Annotated in this window: 13 protein-coding genes; 9 read left to right on the top strand and 4 right to left on the bottom strand. The window is 58.1% G+C overall.

Annotated elements, in window-relative coordinates:
• Positions 1–88: 88 nt before the first annotated feature.
• Together ABZO33_RS20860 and ABZO33_RS20855 are read right to left on the bottom strand one after the other, a co-directional pair.
• The gene (locus ABZO33_RS20860; RefSeq protein WP_414537558.1) at positions 89–1,507 is read right to left on the bottom strand and encodes a UvrD-helicase domain-containing protein; all 1,419 of its coding nucleotides are present in this window, start codon (positions 1,505–1,507) and stop codon (positions 89–91) included.
• Positions 1,497–3,227: an ATP-dependent nuclease gene (locus tag ABZO33_RS20855; protein ID WP_414537557.1), complete on the bottom strand. Its 1,731-nt coding sequence runs from the start codon at positions 3,225–3,227 to the stop codon at positions 1,497–1,499. The genes ABZO33_RS20860 and ABZO33_RS20855 overlap by 11 nt, the downstream gene beginning before the upstream one ends.
• Positions 3,228–3,610: 383 nt before the next feature.
• Here ABZO33_RS20855 and ABZO33_RS20850 point away from each other — a divergent pair, with 383 nt between their 5' ends.
• From ABZO33_RS20850 to ABZO33_RS20830, 5 genes are all read left to right on the top strand, one after another.
• On the top strand, positions 3,611–5,593 hold the full coding sequence (locus ABZO33_RS20850) for an ATP-binding protein (RefSeq protein WP_414537556.1): 1,983 nt from the start codon (positions 3,611–3,613) through the stop codon (positions 5,591–5,593).
• Positions 5,594–6,253: 660 nt separating this feature from the next.
• Positions 6,254–6,973, top strand: a complete 720-nt coding sequence (locus ABZO33_RS20845) for a hypothetical protein (RefSeq protein WP_414537555.1) — start codon at positions 6,254–6,256, stop codon at positions 6,971–6,973.
• A 627-nt stretch (positions 6,974–7,600) separates the two neighbouring features.
• Positions 7,601–7,837, top strand: coding sequence for a hypothetical protein (locus tag ABZO33_RS20840; RefSeq protein ID WP_028688843.1), 237 nt, complete (start codon positions 7,601–7,603; stop codon positions 7,835–7,837).
• 75 nt (positions 7,838–7,912) lie between these two features.
• Entirely contained in the window at positions 7,913–8,221 is a 309-nt protein-coding gene (locus tag ABZO33_RS20835) for a DUF3077 domain-containing protein (RefSeq protein ID WP_414537554.1), read from the top strand.
• Positions 8,222–8,588: 367 nt separating this feature from the next.
• Positions 8,589–9,947: a DUF4041 domain-containing protein gene (locus ABZO33_RS20830; protein WP_414537553.1), complete on the top strand. Its 1,359-nt coding sequence runs from the start codon at positions 8,589–8,591 to the stop codon at positions 9,945–9,947.
• Positions 9,948–10,242: 295 nt separating this feature from the next.
• Here the strand turns inward: ABZO33_RS20830 and ABZO33_RS20825 are convergent, their stop codons facing one another.
• Positions 10,243–10,980 (bottom strand): hypothetical protein, encoded by a 738-nt coding sequence (locus ABZO33_RS20825; protein ID WP_414537552.1) that lies wholly within the window; start codon positions 10,978–10,980, stop codon positions 10,243–10,245.
• Between the two features lie 483 nt (positions 10,981–11,463).
• Between ABZO33_RS20825 and ABZO33_RS20820 the strand changes: the two genes are divergently transcribed.
• From ABZO33_RS20820 to ABZO33_RS20805, 4 genes are all read left to right on the top strand, one after another.
• The gene (locus ABZO33_RS20820) at positions 11,464–12,054 is read left to right on the top strand and encodes a fimbrial protein (protein WP_414537551.1); all 591 of its coding nucleotides are present in this window, start codon (positions 11,464–11,466) and stop codon (positions 12,052–12,054) included.
• 71 nt (positions 12,055–12,125) lie between these two features.
• Complete coding sequence (locus tag ABZO33_RS20815) at positions 12,126–12,845, top strand: molecular chaperone (RefSeq protein ID WP_414537550.1); 720 nt, start codon at positions 12,126–12,128, stop codon at positions 12,843–12,845.
• 113 nt (positions 12,846–12,958) lie between these two features.
• A complete protein-coding gene (locus ABZO33_RS20810) occupies positions 12,959–15,448 on the top strand; it encodes a fimbria/pilus outer membrane usher protein (protein ID WP_414537549.1) in 2,490 nt (829 codons plus the stop codon).
• A gap of 1 nt (position 15,449) precedes the next feature.
• Entirely contained in the window at positions 15,450–16,439 is a 990-nt protein-coding gene (locus ABZO33_RS20805; protein ID WP_414537548.1) for a fimbrial protein, read from the top strand.
• Positions 16,440–16,484: 45 nt separating this feature from the next.
• Here ABZO33_RS20805 and ABZO33_RS20800 read toward each other — a convergent pair whose 3' ends face one another.
• Entirely contained in the window at positions 16,485–17,324 is an 840-nt protein-coding gene (locus tag ABZO33_RS20800) for an EAL domain-containing protein (RefSeq protein ID WP_414537547.1), read from the bottom strand.
• Positions 17,325–17,379 lie beyond the last annotated feature (55 nt).

Here is a 17,379-nt window from a genome sequence, read left to right as displayed (position 1 = left end):
CACAGAGTCGTGAAGCTCAGTCGGAGGAGATGATGTGTGGGGTAATGACTTGAGGCATTTCTGACTGCCGGTCGGCGTCCACTCTGATCTATCTTCGGTGTCCGAGGAATTGGTTCTGACTGCAGATGACGAGTCGTCTAGCGCCTCTCGTCATCGCAACGTAGAGATTCCTGGCATTCATCTCCTCAGGCTCCAAGATCACCGCTACATCCGCTTCTAGCCCCTTCAGCAGCAACGTGCTGCCAACTGCCCTGCGAGAAAGAGGTCGACCCTGAAGTCGGTTGCGTTCGCGGATCTGGATAGCGGCTTCATGGAATGAGTGGGTTCTAGAAGCTGCAATCCGTAATGCGGCGATACAGCAGCGAAGAATCTCAGGCCGGTACACGCGACAGTCCTGCTGCTCGGAAAGTCGCTGTAAGAGATCTATCACCCTTGGGTAGGTTGGCTCTACGAGAAAGTTTACGGCCACGGACTCTGCGACCGTGGGCGGGGTACGGTTGCGAGCATTGCGAATCGTCTCGACTCGTGCAAGGAAGGGGTTGACGCCGACACCGGTCATCACATTCCCGGCGAAGTTCGCTATTTGAGACAGCGCCGCTGGCCCGGTGAGTTGGAATTGCTGAGCGAAAGTGATGAGATCGGGCAGATCAACAGCCTCAACCGTGGTTGCGCCGGGTGTTTGGCTTGTCAGGCGCTGCCGGCCACTGACGTTTCTTGAGTCGCCGATGATGAGCGCAGTCTCCCCTTGGCGCAGAGGTGTCATAGCAGCAGCTCGTCGCTGCGCATCGGCGGTCGCTGCATGGATCTGCACACATTCAACTTCAGGTGGCACTGCGGCGAGATCAATGGGCTGTCCAGCTTGTAGTTGCTGCCGGACGTGCAGTAGCCATAGCCCTAAGTTCTCCGCTCCTGCGATTCGCCATCGCCATGGCGTGGCCAACGCTCCTAAAGCGGGGAACCGCGGAAGAACCTCGGTATTCCAGTCGACTAACCTGTTTTGGGCGATGTCGAATATCGATTGCATTGGGTCGCCCAAGACATACGTGGGCAATGTCCCTGCCAAGCAGGTGACGATGGCGTGCTGCGTCTGGTTGCAATCTTGGTATTCGTCGACCAGCACATGCGAATAGGTCGACCGCAATACCTGATCAAGATGTCTGGCCCTCAGTAGTCCGAGGGCTGCTGAGCGAATGGCCGGGTAGTCAGCGGCCCGATTAGTCAGTTGCATGATCGCAGGATTGTGCCCACTTCTGCCTGGGAACTTGCTGATGAGTTTCATGGTGAAGCCATCAAGCGTGGCTATTCGAAATGAGGTCGGCGCTACTCTGGCTCGAGCCATCCGTGCGCGGAGGGCAGTAACTCCGGCGTTGGTATGTGTGAGGATCAAAATGGGCTTGGGGCCGCTGTGCTGAGCCAAGGTATCTGTGATCAGCTGGGTCTTGCCGCAGCCTGCCGGCGCGGTTATTGATCCCCTAGGAAAATCGAACAGTGCGATCTCAGGCGGCATGTATCCAGCCCTCGATCCAATTGATGGTCGCTTGCAGGCTTTGGTGAGAAGCATTCAGTTCAGGGCCGATGATGTTCTTGGCAATGAACTCGTATGTTGTCACTGACTTGAACCAGCCATTATTGCGGATGCGAGACGCCAGGCCCAATGATGTTCGCGTGGGTGGAGCGTAAGGAATACCTCGTTCCCGAAACCCTTGGATCGCCTCAAGATTCAATGCATTCTGAGAGCGATCGCGAATGTGGCTAGCTACTAGGTCACGATCCCGTACTTCAATCGCCAGGTCAACCAGCCGATCAACAGCATGATCCGGCAAACTTGCGAACAGCTCGTCTTCTAGAGCCCTCTGCTGTCCCCAAGTCGCAGACTGCCCACCGGCAGCCAGGAAAGCATTCTGGACTTCAGGGGTCACAGGCTTGTCTGCATCGACAATGACGAGCACTTGATAGCCAAGGCTTAGCAGTGCGGAGCCGCGCTGGTAGGCCCTGTCGGGATTGCCTCCATTGACGTTGACATATGCTCCACCGAGGGCCAGGAAAGAGGGATAACCCAATGTGCCCCAGTACTGATCCAGCCCACGCATCAGTCCCACCTCGCTGGCTCCCTCGCACACCACCACGCGCCTAGCCAAAAATGCCTCAGGATCTGCTCGAAGTGTGCTTTGAACGTCATCGGTGATGCCGGCCTGGTGTACCTCATGGTGATCGGCGAGTGAGCGAACGACGAAGAGTTGATGACCTGAAAGTTCTCGCAGAGCGACTGGGGAGTGGGTAGTCAGAAACACCTGCAGCGGCTCAGGATTGTTTTTGGCGCCAAGAGAATCCATGAAACGGATCAACCGGTGCGGTTCTAGACCGAACTCCACCTCGTCAACCAAAGCGATGGACGCAGCCTGGGCTGCTTGGCGCTGCAGCCCAGCAACTAGTAGACGAGATGATCCCGTACCCAATGATCGCAGAGGAACACTTTGCTCGTTGTGTAAGGCAATGGCGCCATCACCAATTGAGACTGAATGCGCGTCCAGCAAGGCCTGGGTGAATGCGCCAACTGGAACCCCTAGCTGTATGGCGGTCTGCGTGACGATTTGAAGTGGCTGTTGAAGCTGCGCGCCGACTTGTACGCCGAAGCTGTTGCGGGCATCTCGCGCCGCTGCTGCCAGCGCACCGCCCAGGGCAGGCCGATAATCAGTGAGCCGGTTGAGAATGGAGTTGCGACTCCAGGATAAATTGATATTGGCGTAGCTGCCAATGCGAACTGGTGAGATGCGAGCACGATCCTTCCAAGTAAGGTTGCGCTCAATCTCCTCTTGGTGTGCACGCTCAGAGTAAAGGCGCCAGAGAGGCTCTAGGTCACTCTCTACCTTGAGCTGTAGCGTCAAGACGGTTTCAATATCAAAGCGCGGTTCGTCTTCCAATGTTCGACTGACAGGGTCGAAGCCCCGTAAGAAATCACCGTAGCTATCCAGATTGATCAGATCATCGGGTAGGTCGCCTATGGTCGCCGTGATCAGGATCGGGCGGGTAACATCCAACTGGTAGAAATCAGTGTCGCCGAACGACACGTTACGACGGGCGCCCATGCAGAGGTCGATAGCGTCGAGAATGCTGGACTTCCCGCTGTCGCCAGGGCCAACCAGGCAATTGAACCCCGGGGCAGGAGTCCAATCCAAGCTTTGAATTGAACGGAAATTCTCGATCTGAAGTCGACGAATCCTTGCCATACGCTGCGTTCCTGAATGCTGAGCAGCCCAATGCTGCTCCACTCTGAATCATAGCCAGAATTTGGATGACGGCATGGTGGTTGGCCCGATTGCATGCTCGTGCAATCCCTGTCCTGGCAGTGATTTTAATTAGTCAGGCGTGTAGGCCCCGGCCAACCTTCCGAGCCTATAAGTTGCGGTGCTGTTAACCACTTTCCGAAATGTTAACTAGGTCGGTTTACGGTACTCAAAAGCGGTGAGTACGGCACTGCGTGATCGCTGATTTGGGTGCACTCGGAAAGTGATCTTCCCAGATTTAGCTCAGCAAGCCAATCAGGTAGGATTGCTCACATCTGCTGTCGTCTGGCAATTGGCCAGGGCGCACCAATCCATGGAGGGAATCGATGTCCGACCAAACCCGTCATCTGTCATTGTTTGAAGAGGACTATCTTCTCCGAGAATTGGGCCCCGTCGCGCACGTGCCGCAGGTGGCTCTCACCGAGCTGGTGGCCAATGCCTGGGATGCCGGTGCGAGCAGGGTCGACTTGGTTTTACCCACTGAACCAGGCGGGACGCTGACCGTGGTTGATGACGGTCACGGAATGACAGCTCAGCAGTTCAGCAAACGTTGGATGACGCTTCGGTACAACCGTCTCAAGCATCAGAGCTTCAAGGTTGAATTTCCCAAGGGAAAGAACGGCAAATCCAGGAAAGCATATGGCCGCAATGGGGTCGGTCGGCATGGCCTACTTTGCTTTGGTGACCAGTACCAAGTAGAAACCTGGCGCGATGGCAAGCTCAGCACCTTCATCGTGGGTACCGAATCTGGGCCCAGTCCTTTTGTGGTGCGCTCCGAGGAGTTTGGTGAGCGAGAAGGCTCAGGCACGCGGTTGACCGTGTCGGTCACCCGCAAGATGCCGGATGTGAATGAAATAATCACGGTTCTGGCCGCAAGGTTCATTCATGACCCGAGTTTCCAAATTAGAGTCAATGGCACACCGCTGACGCTCGCCAAGCTTGAGCAACATGCTCGCTCGCATAGCTTGAAGTTGAGTGATGGTCGCACAGCAAAAGTCATCGTTATCGACTCCACACAGCAGAACCATTCCTCCATCCACCAAGGCGTAGCGTTCTGGGTTGAGCACCGGCTCGTCGGCAACCCCTCGTGGGTTATCGGCCAGGTAGCGAACTTCGATGGTCGCACAAGGTTCGCCAAACGCTACAAGGTCATCGTAGATACCCAAGGCTTTGAAGGGCATGTGATTCAGGACTGGACAGGGTTTCAGTCAACGCCCGCTGTCGAGGAGCTGTACAAGGCTGCCGCAGAGTGCATTGGCCAGGTGGCGGATGAGTTGGCGGCTGAGGTTGTGGAAGCCACCACAGAAGATGCATTGGTACAGAATCGGTCAGAGCTCAAATCGCTGGGGCACGGCGCCCAACTCGAAGTCACTGCCTTCACGAAAGCAGTGGCCCAGGCTCACCCTATGGTGTCCCCGGACTTCCTCGCCACGGCAGTGAAAGCTGTGATCAACCTAGAGAAATCCAAGAGCGGGGCATCGCTGCTTCAAAAGCTGTCCAACCTTCCCGCGACGGACATTGAGGGCTTGGACTCTCTCTTGGCCGATTGGTCAGTCAAGGACGCCTTGCGTGTGCTAGATGAGATTGATGGCCGGCTCAGCGTCATCGAAGCGATCACCAGGCTTGCAGACGATCCTGAGACGGATGAACTTCATACGCTGCATCCGTTGATACTGCGGTCTCGTTGGTTGTTCGGGCCAGAGTTCGAGTCCATGGAGTACTGCTCGAACATGACCCTGAAAAGTGTGGCGAAGCAGCTCTGGGGGGACGGGGAAGCTTCGTTCATCAACGAGCGGAAGCGTCCTGACATCGTGGTGTTGCCAGATCGAGCTACTGCCCAACTGGTGGGTATTGAACAGTTCGATCCTCAGGACGCATCAATCGCCCAAATGCAAAACATCCTGCTGATCGAGCTCAAGAAAGGTGGCTTCAAACTCAATCGTAAGGAGGTCAACCAGGCCGACGGGTATGTTCAGGACATAGCCGCATCGGGCTACGTCAATGGCTCTCCATTCATCACAGCTTGGGTAGTTGGCCAGTCGATCGCCCCCGGAGTGAGTACCTCCAAGACAGTGGGTGATGAATCTCGTAACTACGGTCAAGTCAGGGCTACCACCTACGGCACTTTGGTGAGCACAGCCAACCTTCGCCTAATGCGCTTACGGAAAACCCTGGAGGACAGGTACGACAATCTCACGACAGACACGCTTCTGGCCAAGGTACTGTCTACCCAGGAGCAGGGCAATCTCGACCTGGTAGCTCCAAATGCTACTGAACCGTCGGATGCGGAAATCAGGGACGTCGTCTGATCAGCAGGTGCTCAACATCCTCAGAGCCATTAGGCAGGGTTGTGAAAAGTGGGGGAGTGAGAAGGGCTTCGGGACTGTGAGACGAGGCTGCTCTGCAAAACCTCTACGGCGTGAGTTCCAGCTATGTTCACACGCTTAAACCGTAGACCAAGGAATTCCTTCAGTTTGCTACCCACTTCACGTTCCAAGGACTACTCCACCTGGTACGAGCGGTGCAGGTTGAGTTTGTCGGACGATCTCCAAAGATCGAGAATTAGCGGTCTAACTACGAGCGGAAAAAAACCGATCTCCTGACAGCCCCAGATGATAGCCGCAACAGCCATAGCGATGAGTCTATTCATATCGCGCTCACAGGAAAGACTGCCTTCTGCGTCGGAAGCTGTAGCCTCAGTTCTTAATGAGGAAAAATTTCACTAGGACCTTGCCATGATTGAGGTCATAGTTGCATTATGGAGGCGCTTCTATCACGTACAGTTTTACATTCATTACTGATGACAATAAACTGACAAAGGGTCTGTTCACAGTGCGCCTGTACGATCCGACAGGTACTTATGCATCTTGACTTTTACAGCATGAGTGACAAGGGGCTGAGCATGATTTCTAAAGTGCGTGGTGAGTTTATTATTTTGATTTTTTTCATGCGGTGCGAGTGCGATATATATGGAAATTGATGAATGCTTTTCGCTTGATTTAGTAATGGCAGTGAATAGGTGGATGATTACTCCGAGCGCCGATGTAGCGTTACTCGTAGACAAGGCTGCTACAAATCTTCCCGTTGAATTCAAAATTCGAGAGGCTCCTGTTTATCGTCGCGTTGCATTAGGGAAGTCTAGTATTTGGCAGCTCCTAGGTGAGCAATCATTGAGCGAGAAAATATCCTCTTGGACGCTAGACTCAGCTATCGCCAAAGCTTTTGATGGTGGTGTTCCTCCTGTCGGATGGCAAGGGGTTGTATTCAAAATACTTCCTGACAGGGGAAGAACAGTACTGAATATCTATAGATTATTTTCGTCTAAGGATTTCTGTGCGGCGATTAAAAGGTATAGGGCGCAAGTGCCAAACATTGAATACGGCATCGATGAATTTAGCAACTCCGAAAGCGAAGTAATTGTAGAGCTTGACTACTTGCATCCGGAAGATGTCTACTCTTATGGTGGCTACTCCGCTGGGGAGGCAGAAATAATCGACATGGCAGCTGCCAAGATGTTTGGTCGGACACCTACTGAGGAGGAAAGAGATTTTTTGAGTGCTTGCCTAAAGGCCAGCGGTGTAAAACTAGGGGCGAAATGGATAACGGAAGAACAGGTTAAAGGTTTGCAGTTCAGACTAAAGGAGAAGATAGAGTTTCTTCGGGATTTAAAGCGTGCGCAATCTAATTAGCAGTTTCCGCTAGATCGGAGAGCAACCGAGTTTCTAGGTTCTGTATGAAAAAATTTTGAAACCTCGCCGGGGACTCTGAAACCCTGATTGTCTTATAGTCTTCGCTTTTTAGATAGAAGAATTCTGCCATCCCCAAACGATACGAAGTTGCCGGCGCAGAATGGGAAATAGTCGCTGATTTTTCACCATGCATCGGCGTACTGGGCGACTTCGAGACTGGCCAAGCCAAGGAACCTTCAACTAGATGTTCAAACGGTTACACCTCAAGCTCAATGGACCAAAAACTGTGGTGGAATTCGGGTTGGCTGAAACTAAATATTTGTTCTGAATCGGATTTTCCCTCTTCTCTGTAGTCCATTTCCGAAACATACTTCCACCGCCTTACAGCCCATTGCAGCAGTCCCATCAGCCATCTAGTCTCGCCAAGTCGCTACCAAACCTGCGACACGGCTTTGACAGGCCGTAGCTGATAGAAGGATTGCACGTTGTCGCTTATGGCGGCTGTACGTGGGGCACCCCGTGTGCGCCGGGTTCCTTCATCCTCGGTCTGTCAACCCACGTACCGCTGCCACCATTCTGTTTGACAGCAGGATCTTGGCGGTTCAATCCCGATGAAGGAGTGTAACCATGCTAAAGATCGTTCCTGACCCACCGCTACACGACAAATACACCACCCACACCCTCGAAGACCTCCTGGTCCAGATCTCCGAATACCTCGTCTGTGCCCTGACCGTCAGCCAGCAGACTGTTCTGCTCCACGCCAAACCTCCAGGCCAGGTCCTGACTCTCGCCGCCATGCACGAAATTGACAGCGCCCGCACCTTGGTGGAAGTGGCGCTGAGTCGCGTGCAGTCCCGGCATTGATCCGGCGAGCCTGGGCTCGCACTAATGTTCACCGATCAGGCCCCGCGCCGTTCGCGGGGCCGCAGGAGGAATGGTATGGATAAGGAATTGCAAACCCCGCGCATCAGGAAAGTCGCAACCACCGGCGTCGGGCATTTCGGCGAGGCTGGAGAGGAGGGCGGTCAAGACCCGCTGTTCCGTGTTGTGGCGGGCCATTCAATGGACCATGCGGTTGAGCAGGCAACCGTGCTGATGTGTGCGGTACACAAGATCAGCGATCTGGCGATGGCGGAGACGGATCATCTACCGACGTTGCTGACGGCGGTGCATTACCTCAGTGGCATGGCCAAGGCGCTGGCCCAAGATGTGAATCATGGGTTGATGGTGGGTCGGAGGGCTGAGTAGGAATGCGGTGGCCGCTCTGGCTGGCGTCAGACTGTTAGACCCCGGGGCCGCGTTGCGGCCCATCGCCGGCAAGCCGGCTCCCACACCGACCGCGACGCTCTCAAGCAGACATGCGCCGCTCAAGGCGTCCGGCCCGTTCACGGTGTGAATGCAAATAGCTTTTTCCCCAGGCAGAGCGAGGCATCGGACACTGCTGACTTCGTGATGGCTTTATGATTTCACTCCGGTTACGCTCATTCTCGGCAGAGAAGAGGTGCATTGAGCCCGTGCCATTTGGGCTTTGCACGGCAAATCGTTGTAGGGCGTTGCGATACCTACCTCGTGCTTCTTCAGTCTATGCATTCGACTCAATACGAGGAAGGAACCCATGTCGTTTAGCGACTATCTGAAAGGCCCGGCTCACCGACAGCGTGCTGAAGCTCTAGAAGCACAGCTTGCGGAGCTTCTGGTACAGCATTCGCAGTTGCAAGAGCTCGTTACGAAAATTGGCGCCATGGATGTAGTGGATATCCAGAGGCTGATTGAACAAGAGCAAGCGAGGCTGGCAGGTGTACGCGAGGAAATCCAACGTTCAGAGAGGGAGTTGGCTGCACTTGCACAGCGGTCCACTGATCTGCAGGGGCAGATACTCGTATGGGAAGAGACGTTGCTCCTCGAAAGCTTTGCTCTCTACGAACCTAAGTTCAAGCTGACAACCAGCCAGGAGTACAAGGCTCGATTGGATCATATTCGTGATCGTCAAAAAGTCCAGATCAAGAACGGGCAGGCAGCCACCGGCAACATGAACTGGACGGTGAACAACAGCCAAACCCAAGGTCGTAAGCTCGTAAACGACATGATCAAATTGGTGATTCGTTCATTCAACAACGAAGCCGATGCCTGCGTGTCAAACGTTAAATTTGACAATGTCGAGCTAGGTGAAAAGCGAATTCTCAAATCGTTTGAAGCTTGCAATCGACTAGGCAAGATCATGAGCGTAGAGATATCTGGAATCTATCTCGATCTCAAGCTCGATGAACTGCACCTTGCTCATGAATTCCAGATCAAGAAGCAAGAGGAAAAGGAAGAGGCCAAACGCGCTCGTGAAGAGCTTCGAGAGCAGCAGAAGCTTGAGCAGGAAATTCGCGCGGCCCGAGAGAAAATTGCCAAGGAGCGGAAACACTTCACGACCGCAATGCGTGACCTTCAGGTTCGCCTTGAGCAGGTGCAATCTGATGAGGAGCGCTCAGCGCTGCTGGTGAAGTTGGCCCAGGTTGAGGCAGGTCGAGCCGAGCTTGAAAGCGAAGAAAAGCTCATTGATTACCGTGAGCAGAATGCCAAAGCTGGGTATGTGTATGTGATCTCCAACCTGGGGGCATTCGGGGAAGGGATTTACAAGATTGGCATGACTCGCCGCCTGGAGCCTATGGATCGGGTTGATGAGCTGGGTGATGCGTCAGTACCGTTCTGGTTCGACGTACATGCAATGGTGTTCTCGAACAACGCTCCAGCATTGGAAGCGAAACTCCACGAGCATTTCGCATCTGGCCGGCTTAACAAGGTCAACGGGCGGAAAGAGTTCTTCCGAGCTGAGATTGCAGAGATCGAGAGGATCATCCGGGAAAATTACGATGCGGTTGTCGAGGTAACCCATGAAGCGCCGGCGGAGCAGTATCGTGAAAGCTTTCGCATGGCCTTGCCCAAGCCGGCAATCCAGCAATCAGAGCGCATAGCTGCGCGAAGCTAATTCGTGACCTGGGAAGAGGTGCAGCACTCAGGCAGCTGCCAGATCGATGTATTCATCAACAGGGCTCGACTGGTGCAGAAGGTACGCACGAACGGACGCTGCGTAGTTGTCGAGATGGAGCCGGCAGCTCGAGCGTGATCTGGCAAACGCAAACCACAGGTGATCGACTCAGAAGGTCACCTCCCATAATACGCAATTTAACATAATATACATTATGCGCAGGTTCGTATTGAGCGTCCTCCCCAGAGGGAGGCCAGATTTCAGCCTCCACCAAGGCCCTCGTGACCAACCCTGCTTACTGGTACATCAATTCCTTCGGCACGCCATACCGACCGCCGTCATAATCCAGGCTGAACGTCTTCGTCGTCGACTTGGCCTCGAACTCCTCACAGTCATCCTCGCCCTTGAGAACCGCCTGCCTCCCAGTCGAAACCTCGGTAACCCGCAATCGGGCAAATCCATTCTTGCCAGGTTTGCCAATCGCCAGCGTCCGCTTTGTCTCGCCGAACTCACCGGTGCAGAAACCATCCCATTCGCCATTGCTCCCGCTTACAACAAGATGCCCCATGATCTGGCGCAGCGATGAACCATCGCTCGCATATAGATTCAGGGTTTCACTGCTGAACGGATTGACCCGTGATGAGCCTGTATGGCTGATCCGCACGCCAAATGCCCGCAGCCCGGGTGCAACCTGATAGCGTGCCGTGTCCAGGCTCAGGCCTGAAAACCGCACTGCATCAGACGCGATCGCGGTGTTTTGGTAGCTGTGAGCAATGACCTTGCCGCTGGCGGCATCGGCTACCAGAACATCCAGCCCGTAATCGCCATGCCCGTCTTCATCGACGTTAACCATAAAAGGCAAGGCTGCAAGTACCTGGCTGGCATCCGCAGGATTGGCCTTGCACACCGCAAACTCGCTGGCGAGCGTCAAGGTTGGATGCAGGTCCCGGGCCCAGGTTTGCAGGTGCTCCGTGCAGTCGCCCCAGGCGATCATGGGGAAAAACAACAGGGGTACTACGCTGAATCCACGCATGCTGGTGTCTCATTCCTTTGGGTTTTGGCAGGGCCATGTGAGTCGATGGCTGCCTACAATGCGTACAATCGCCCTGCCCGGTTTTTGATAAACCTGAATCTTAACTCAACTAAATAAGCATTTAGTTGAGTTATCCATATGCATCAAATGGATACGAGCGCTCTATTCTTCTCGCTGTCTACTTTTCTGCAGCTGCTACCGAAGAATTTCGTTTCAGCAAATTGATTATTTCTCTGGGAGAAAAATCGTGGCTGCCCGGTCAGGTAGCCCGTGGTTGGTATCCACGGCGAACATTGTGTTCATTGACCAGAGCACCCTCCGTGTGATCGGCCAACAGATGCCAACCGACGGCCATTTGCAGAAGCCCCTTGGCGCCTTCCGAGAATCTTCTCGTTCATCTGCGCCACCTCCTTTCCTAGAATTTCCTTGCGCTGAATCACGGCGCTATCTGCCCGAAAAAACCTCGCAAGGAATGACTCCTCAATGAAAGCAATCCAGTACCTGATGCTGACCTCGGCTGCCTGCCTGCTGGCCAACACCGCCCTGGCTGCGGACGGCACCATCAAATTCACCGGTGAAATCACCGCCGCCTCCTGCGTAGCCTCCGCAGGCGCCGGTTCCTCGGTCGGCGGCAGCCAGGGCCAGCAGATCGTCGACGTCAACCTGGGCAAGGTCAGTGTGGACGCCCTGGGCGGCTCGGCCGAGGCCGGCCTGGCCGCCGGTACCTCGATCAACCTGAACCTGGACTGCGGCAACACCGCCACCAACCTGACCACCGTCAAGTTCGGCTTCGACCCGATGTCCGGCTCCGGCGTCGACCCGCGCAACAACAACCTGCTGAAGACCACCGGCAGCGCCAAAGGCGTGGGCATCGGCATGTACGACCAGAACAGCAAGTTGATCAACCTCTCGGCCAACGAAGCCTACAGCGCACCGCTGACCGTGTCCGGCGAAGGCGCCGAGGCCAAGTACTCCGCCGCCCTGAACATGCGTGCCTCGTACGTGGCAAACGGTGAGGAGATCGTCCCGGGTACCGCCGAAGGCACCCTGCCGTTCACCCTGACCTACGAGTAAGGCAGCACCGCGGGGGTGCGCTGCACCCTCGCGCTTTCATTCATTCGTCCATCAGATCTTTCGAGCCTTCCATGAAACCAGGATTGCTGTTGCGCCTGTGCGCGCTGCTGGCACTGTCGGTGCCGTCCGGGGCCTGCCTGGCCGGCATTCAGGTCAGTGGCACCCGCATCATCTTCCCGGCCAGCGACCGCGAGGCGGCCATCCAGGTCAGCAACCAGGGTGCCGAGGACATCATGATCCAGTCCTGGGTCGAGGCCGAACCCGGCCACAGCCAGGCCGAGGTACCCTTTGCCGTCACCCCCTCGCTGGCCCGCCTGAGCCATCGCAAGCAGCAGACGCTGCGCATCTTCTACCAAGGCAAGGGCCTGGCCAGCGACCGCGAGTCGGTGGTGTGGCTGAGCATCCAGGAAATCCCCCAGGTGTCGGTCACCGACAACAGCCTGCAGGTTGCCTTTCGCCAGCGCCTGAAACTGTTCTACCGCCCCGCCGGCCTGCCCGGCAGCGCCAACGAGGCCGCCCGCCAGCTGCGTTGGCAACTGCGCTGGGACGGCACCACACCCATGCTGGCAGCCAGCAACGACTCGGCCTTCCATGTGTCGCTGGCCCAGGTGCGGGTAACGGCCAACCAGCAGGAGTATACCGTCGAGTCGGCCATGGTCGGCCCGCACGGCAACCGCCAGATGCGCATCAAGGGCCTGCCCGCCGGTTTCAATGGCGCTGCGCAGGTGCACTGGGAGTCGATCAACGACTACGGCGCCCTGGAGCCGCACAGCACTGCGCTGCAGTACTGACCCGCGTTCCCCCTACCCCTTTTCAACCCCCTTGCACGCCGGCGCCCGGCCGGCGTGCCTGCGCGCACAGGAAAGTGCTGTTCATGACCGCGAAGCAATCCAAGAGGCCTGTAATGTTGCGCGCCCGCAAGCGCGCGAACAGCACCATCCCCCTGTTCGCCGCCAGCCTGCTCGGCGCCGGCACGCTGCATGCAGCGCAGTTCAACCCGATGTTTCTGCAGAACAAGGGCGCCGAAGTCGACCTGCGCTACTTCGAGCAGGCCAATGGCGTGGTGCCGGGCACCTACAGCGTCGACCTGTACCTGAACCAGCGCCTGGAGCGCCGCCAGGACATCCGCTTTGCGGTGGATGACGAAGGCGATGCCGCCAACGCCCAGCCCGTGTTAAGCCTCGGCCTGCTGCGCGAACTGGGCGTGGACGTCGAGCGCCTCATGTACGAGGGCATCGTCGACGCAGACAGCCAGGACAGCGACCCGGTGGTGCTGCTGCGCATCGAAGGGGCTGCGGTGGAAATGGACCCCGCAAGCCTGGCGCTGTACCTGAGCGTACCCCAGGCCTACATCAAGCGGCGCTCGCGCGGCTACGTCGACCCGTCGCTGTGGGACGATGGCGTGACCGCGCTGTTCAGCAACTACCAGCTGAACTACAACCGCAACACCAGTGGCGGCTTCAGCAGCGACTACGGCTACCTGGGCCTGCGCAGCGGTTTGAACTTCGGCCAGTGGCGCCTGCGCAACGATTCATCGCTAAGCCAGAGCACCGGCAGCGAACGGCATTTTTCCAGCAACCGCACCTACCTGGAGCACGATGTCACCGCGCTCAAGGGGCGCCTGGCCATCGGTCAGCTGTACAGCAACGGCGATATATTCGACAGCAGCCGTTTTCGCGGCCTGCAGTTGGGTTCGGACATCGGCATGCTGCCGGACAACGAGTCCGGCTACGCGCCGGTGGTGCGCGGCATCGCCGAAACCCATGCCACCGTGGAAGTGCGCCAGAACGGCTACGTGATCTATTCCACCACGGTGTCGCCGGGTGCCTTCGAGATCCACGACATTTACCCCGGTGGCTCCAACGGCGACCTGGAGGTGAATATCATCGAGGCCGACGGGCGCAAGCGCAGCTTCAGCCAAGCCTATTCCTACCTGCCGGTGATGGTGCGCCACGGCACCTTCCAGTACAGCCTGTCGCTGGGCCAGTACGACAACCAGGACCAGCCGGCGCCCAAGCTGGTGCAGGCCACAGCCGTGTATGGAGCCAGCGACAACCTGACCACCTATGGCGGGCTGCTCGGCGTCGACGGCTACAACGCCGTCAACCTGGGCCTGGGCCTGAACACCCCGGCCGGCGGCATGTCGCTGGACGTCACCAACAGCCGCTCGCGCCCCGAGCACGGCACCGGCGCCACGGGCCAGAGCGCGCGGTTCTTGTATTCCAAGACGCTCAACAGCACCAACACCACCTTCACCATGGTCGGCTACCGCTACTCCACCGCCGGCTACCGCACTCTCAGCGAGCATATCCAGGAAACGGCCAACGCAGGCCACCCAGGGTTTGTCAACGGCCGGCCAAAGAGCCGCCTCGACCTGAGCATCAACCAGACCGTGGGCCACCACGGCTCGGTGTTTCTCAGCGCCGGTGAAACCAACTACTGGGACCGCACCGGCAACACCCGTCGCATCCAGCTGGGCTACAACGGCAACATCGGTGAAGTGAGCTTCAACGTTTCGACCTCGCACACGCAAAGTGCCGGCCGCTCGCGCGACTCGGACAACCAGCTGGCGTTTTCGGTAAGCATCCCGTTCGGCGCCAGTGCCCGCTCGCAGCGCCTGTACAGCAGCTACACCCACGCCGGCAAGGGCGACGACAGCCTGCAGAGCGGGGTTTCCGGTTACCTCGACGACGCCGGCACGCTTTCGTATTCGGCCCAGGCCGGGCAAGCCGGGCGCGAGCGCTCGGGCAGCGTCGGCATGGGCTGGGACTCACCCTCGGCCAAGCTTGCCGGCAACTACGCGAAAAGCGGCCCCTCGCGCCACCTGGACATGACCGCCACCGGTGCCATCGTCGCCCACTCAGGCGGCGTGACTTTTGGCCAGCCAGTGGGCGAAACCTTCGCCCTGGTCGAGGTGCCGGGCGTCAAGGGCGTGGGCCTGGAGGGCGCCAGCGGGCGCACCGACCGCGCCGGTTACACGCTTGAGGGTTATGTACAGCCCTACCGCTTCAACGACCTGAACCTCGACACCCAGACCTTGGGCACCGACGTCGATGTCAGCGAAACCTCGACCCGCGTGGCGCCGCGCCGCGGAGCGGTGGTCAAGGCCAGCTTCCAGGCCGCAGCCGGGCGCCGGGTGCAGTTCAGCCTGGCCCAGGCCAATGGCGCCAAGGTGCCCTTTGGTGCCCAGCTGCTCGAAGGCAAGAAGCTGCTGGCAGTGGTCGACAACCAGTCCCGCGCACTGGTGTTCGGCATCGCCGACAAAGGCCAGCTGCACCTGCGCTGGGCCGGCGGCACCTGCCACATCCCCTACACCCTGCCTGAGCGCGATGCATCCCTGGTGTACGACCAGGTCAACGCCACCTGCAGCGCCCAGCCGGCAACGGAGTCATGAAATGAAACTGAACCTACTCGCCCTCGCGGCGGCCGGCACCATGCTGGCCAGCAATAACGCCCAAGCTGCAAACCCAGGCTGCTACTGGTACACCGGTGGTAGCGGTAGCATCAAGCGCTTCTTCAGCATGACCGCACCCACACAAATAGAGCTCAAGAGCGCCGCGGTGGGCGCGGTGATGGCGACGGTGCCCAAGGTCACCATCCACACCGAGATTTGGCAGATCAAGTGCCCGTTCCCGGCTGTTGCCAACTACAGTGGCCGGCATTACGTGGCCGACGGCGAGCTGGCCGATGGCTTCACCGATGTCTACAAGACCGGCATCCCGGGGGTCGGCGTCAGGTTCATGAGCTGGGCCGGCAACGCATCCGGCAGCCTGCCGCTGGACCAGGGCTACACGAACAGCACCAGCAAGTACATCAACGTAATCAAGGCCGTGCAGATGGAGTTCATCCGCACGGCGCAGTTCGTCGGCAAGGGCACGGCCAACCTGAGTTACCGCATCGAGCAGGACATCAACGGCTGGAACGCGGCGCAGCTGCAGGTGGGCGGCAGCACCGAGCTCACCACCCGCAGCTACTTCACCGGCTGCGCTGGTGTCGAAAAGCTCAACATCCCCATGGGCCGGGTATCGTTCAGCGAGATCGGCAAGAAGCAGAAAAGCTTCAACCTGGATGTGCTGTGCGAAGGCATGCCGGCCGGTAGCAAAATCCCGGTGCGGGTGTATTTCGAGGGCAACTCCAGCGGCCCCGGGCGCCTGAACCTGGATGCCGGGGGGGCGAAAGGCGTGGAAATTACCCTGCGCAACGGCAGCGGCACCTTGCTGCCATTCACCAGGGGTACCGCCCTGGCCATGAGCTGGGTCAGCACCCAGCCCAAGGGCGAGCTGTATCGCCTGCCGGTCAGTGCGACGTATGCCAGGAAGGGGACGGTGAAGGTCGAGGCCGGGGCGGCCAATGCGACGTTGAATTACATTATCGAGTATGACTGAGGGGGTGGGAGGTGTACGAAGGGAGCCCTGCCAAACACCGCCCCCTCACCCATTCCCCGCCAAAAACACCCCCAACCGCCCCGCCGCCATGGGCCTGGCCCACAGATAGCCCTGCCCCACCCCGGCCCCCAGCTCCAGCAACATCCCCCGCTGGGCCTGGGTCTCGATGCCCTCCACCACCAACTGCATGCCCAACTCCCCGGCCAGCCCCACCCCGTGGCGCACGATCGCCCGCGCACAGCGCGAACCTTCCAGCCGGCGAGTGAACTCCCCGGCCAGCTTGATCTCGTCGAACGGTAACTGCTCCAGGCGCCACAGCGACGAATGCCCGGTGCCAAAATCGTCCATCGACAAGCGAACGCCCAATCGCCGCAAGGCGGCCAAACGCTGCAGCACCTGCGGCGTAACGGCCCCCCAGCCGTCCTCGGTAACCTCCAGGGTCACCAGCGACAGCGGCAAGGGGTGGCCCTGCAAACGCGCCACCAGGCGACGCAACAAACCCTCAGTGGCCAGCTGCTGCAGGCTGAGGTTGAAGGCAAAACCAACCGTTTGCCCCTGGCGGTGCAGCGCCAACTGGCAAGCCAGGCCCTGCTCCAGCAGGCTGCACAGCAGCTCGTCGAGCAGTTGCTCGCGGGCCATCAATGTAATGAAGGTCGCCGGAGGCAGCAGGCCGCGTACAGGGTGCTGCCAGCGGGCGAGCACTTCCACCCCTTGCAGCGCCTGGCTGTGCAAGTCGAACTTGGGTTGCACGTAGGCCTGGAACTCACCGCGGCGCAGCCCTGCGCGCAGCTCGTCGCCGTCGATATCTGGCGCCGTCGTCACGGCACGGGCGATATAACGCACCTGAGCGCCTTTGGGCATGGGGGTGGGATAGGCGGTAGACATGTCGGAAAACCCTGCTTCGAATCGTCCGAAAAGCCTACGCCAGCGCCCCTTTGCC

It is taken from the genome of Pseudomonas sp. CAM1A, assembly GCF_047501685.1.
In the GTDB taxonomy this organism is placed as follows: domain Bacteria; phylum Pseudomonadota; class Gammaproteobacteria; order Pseudomonadales; family Pseudomonadaceae; genus Aquipseudomonas.
The sequence above is the reverse complement of the archived record's forward strand: the minus strand, read 5'-3'. Positions and strand labels throughout refer to the sequence as shown.

What these genes read in the sequence shown, in the direction of transcription:
- ABZO33_RS20860 (WP_414537558.1), bottom strand. Translation starts at nt 1,507, where the DNA reads ATGCCGCCTGAGATCGCACTGTTCGATTTTCCTAGGGGATCAATAACC.
- ABZO33_RS20855 (WP_414537557.1), bottom strand. Translation starts at nt 3,227, where the DNA reads ATGGCAAGGATTCGTCGACTTCAGATCGAGAATTTCCGTTCAATTCAA.
- ABZO33_RS20850 (WP_414537556.1), top strand. Translation starts at nt 3,611, where the DNA reads ATGTCCGACCAAACCCGTCATCTGTCATTGTTTGAAGAGGACTATCTT.
- ABZO33_RS20845 (WP_414537555.1), top strand. Translation starts at nt 6,254, where the DNA reads ATGGAAATTGATGAATGCTTTTCGCTTGATTTAGTAATGGCAGTGAAT.
- ABZO33_RS20840 (WP_028688843.1), top strand. Translation starts at nt 7,601, where the DNA reads ATGCTAAAGATCGTTCCTGACCCACCGCTACACGACAAATACACCACC.
- ABZO33_RS20835 (WP_414537554.1), top strand. Translation starts at nt 7,913, where the DNA reads ATGGATAAGGAATTGCAAACCCCGCGCATCAGGAAAGTCGCAACCACC.
- ABZO33_RS20830 (WP_414537553.1), top strand. Translation starts at nt 8,589, where the DNA reads ATGTCGTTTAGCGACTATCTGAAAGGCCCGGCTCACCGACAGCGTGCT.
- ABZO33_RS20825 (WP_414537552.1), bottom strand. Translation starts at nt 10,980, where the DNA reads ATGCGTGGATTCAGCGTAGTACCCCTGTTGTTTTTCCCCATGATCGCC.
- ABZO33_RS20820 (WP_414537551.1), top strand. Translation starts at nt 11,464, where the DNA reads ATGAAAGCAATCCAGTACCTGATGCTGACCTCGGCTGCCTGCCTGCTG.
- ABZO33_RS20815 (WP_414537550.1), top strand. Translation starts at nt 12,126, where the DNA reads ATGAAACCAGGATTGCTGTTGCGCCTGTGCGCGCTGCTGGCACTGTCG.
- ABZO33_RS20810 (WP_414537549.1), top strand. Translation starts at nt 12,959, where the DNA reads ATGTTGCGCGCCCGCAAGCGCGCGAACAGCACCATCCCCCTGTTCGCC.
- ABZO33_RS20805 (WP_414537548.1), top strand. Translation starts at nt 15,450, where the DNA reads ATGAAACTGAACCTACTCGCCCTCGCGGCGGCCGGCACCATGCTGGCC.
- ABZO33_RS20800 (WP_414537547.1), bottom strand. Translation starts at nt 17,324, where the DNA reads ATGTCTACCGCCTATCCCACCCCCATGCCCAAAGGCGCTCAGGTGCGT.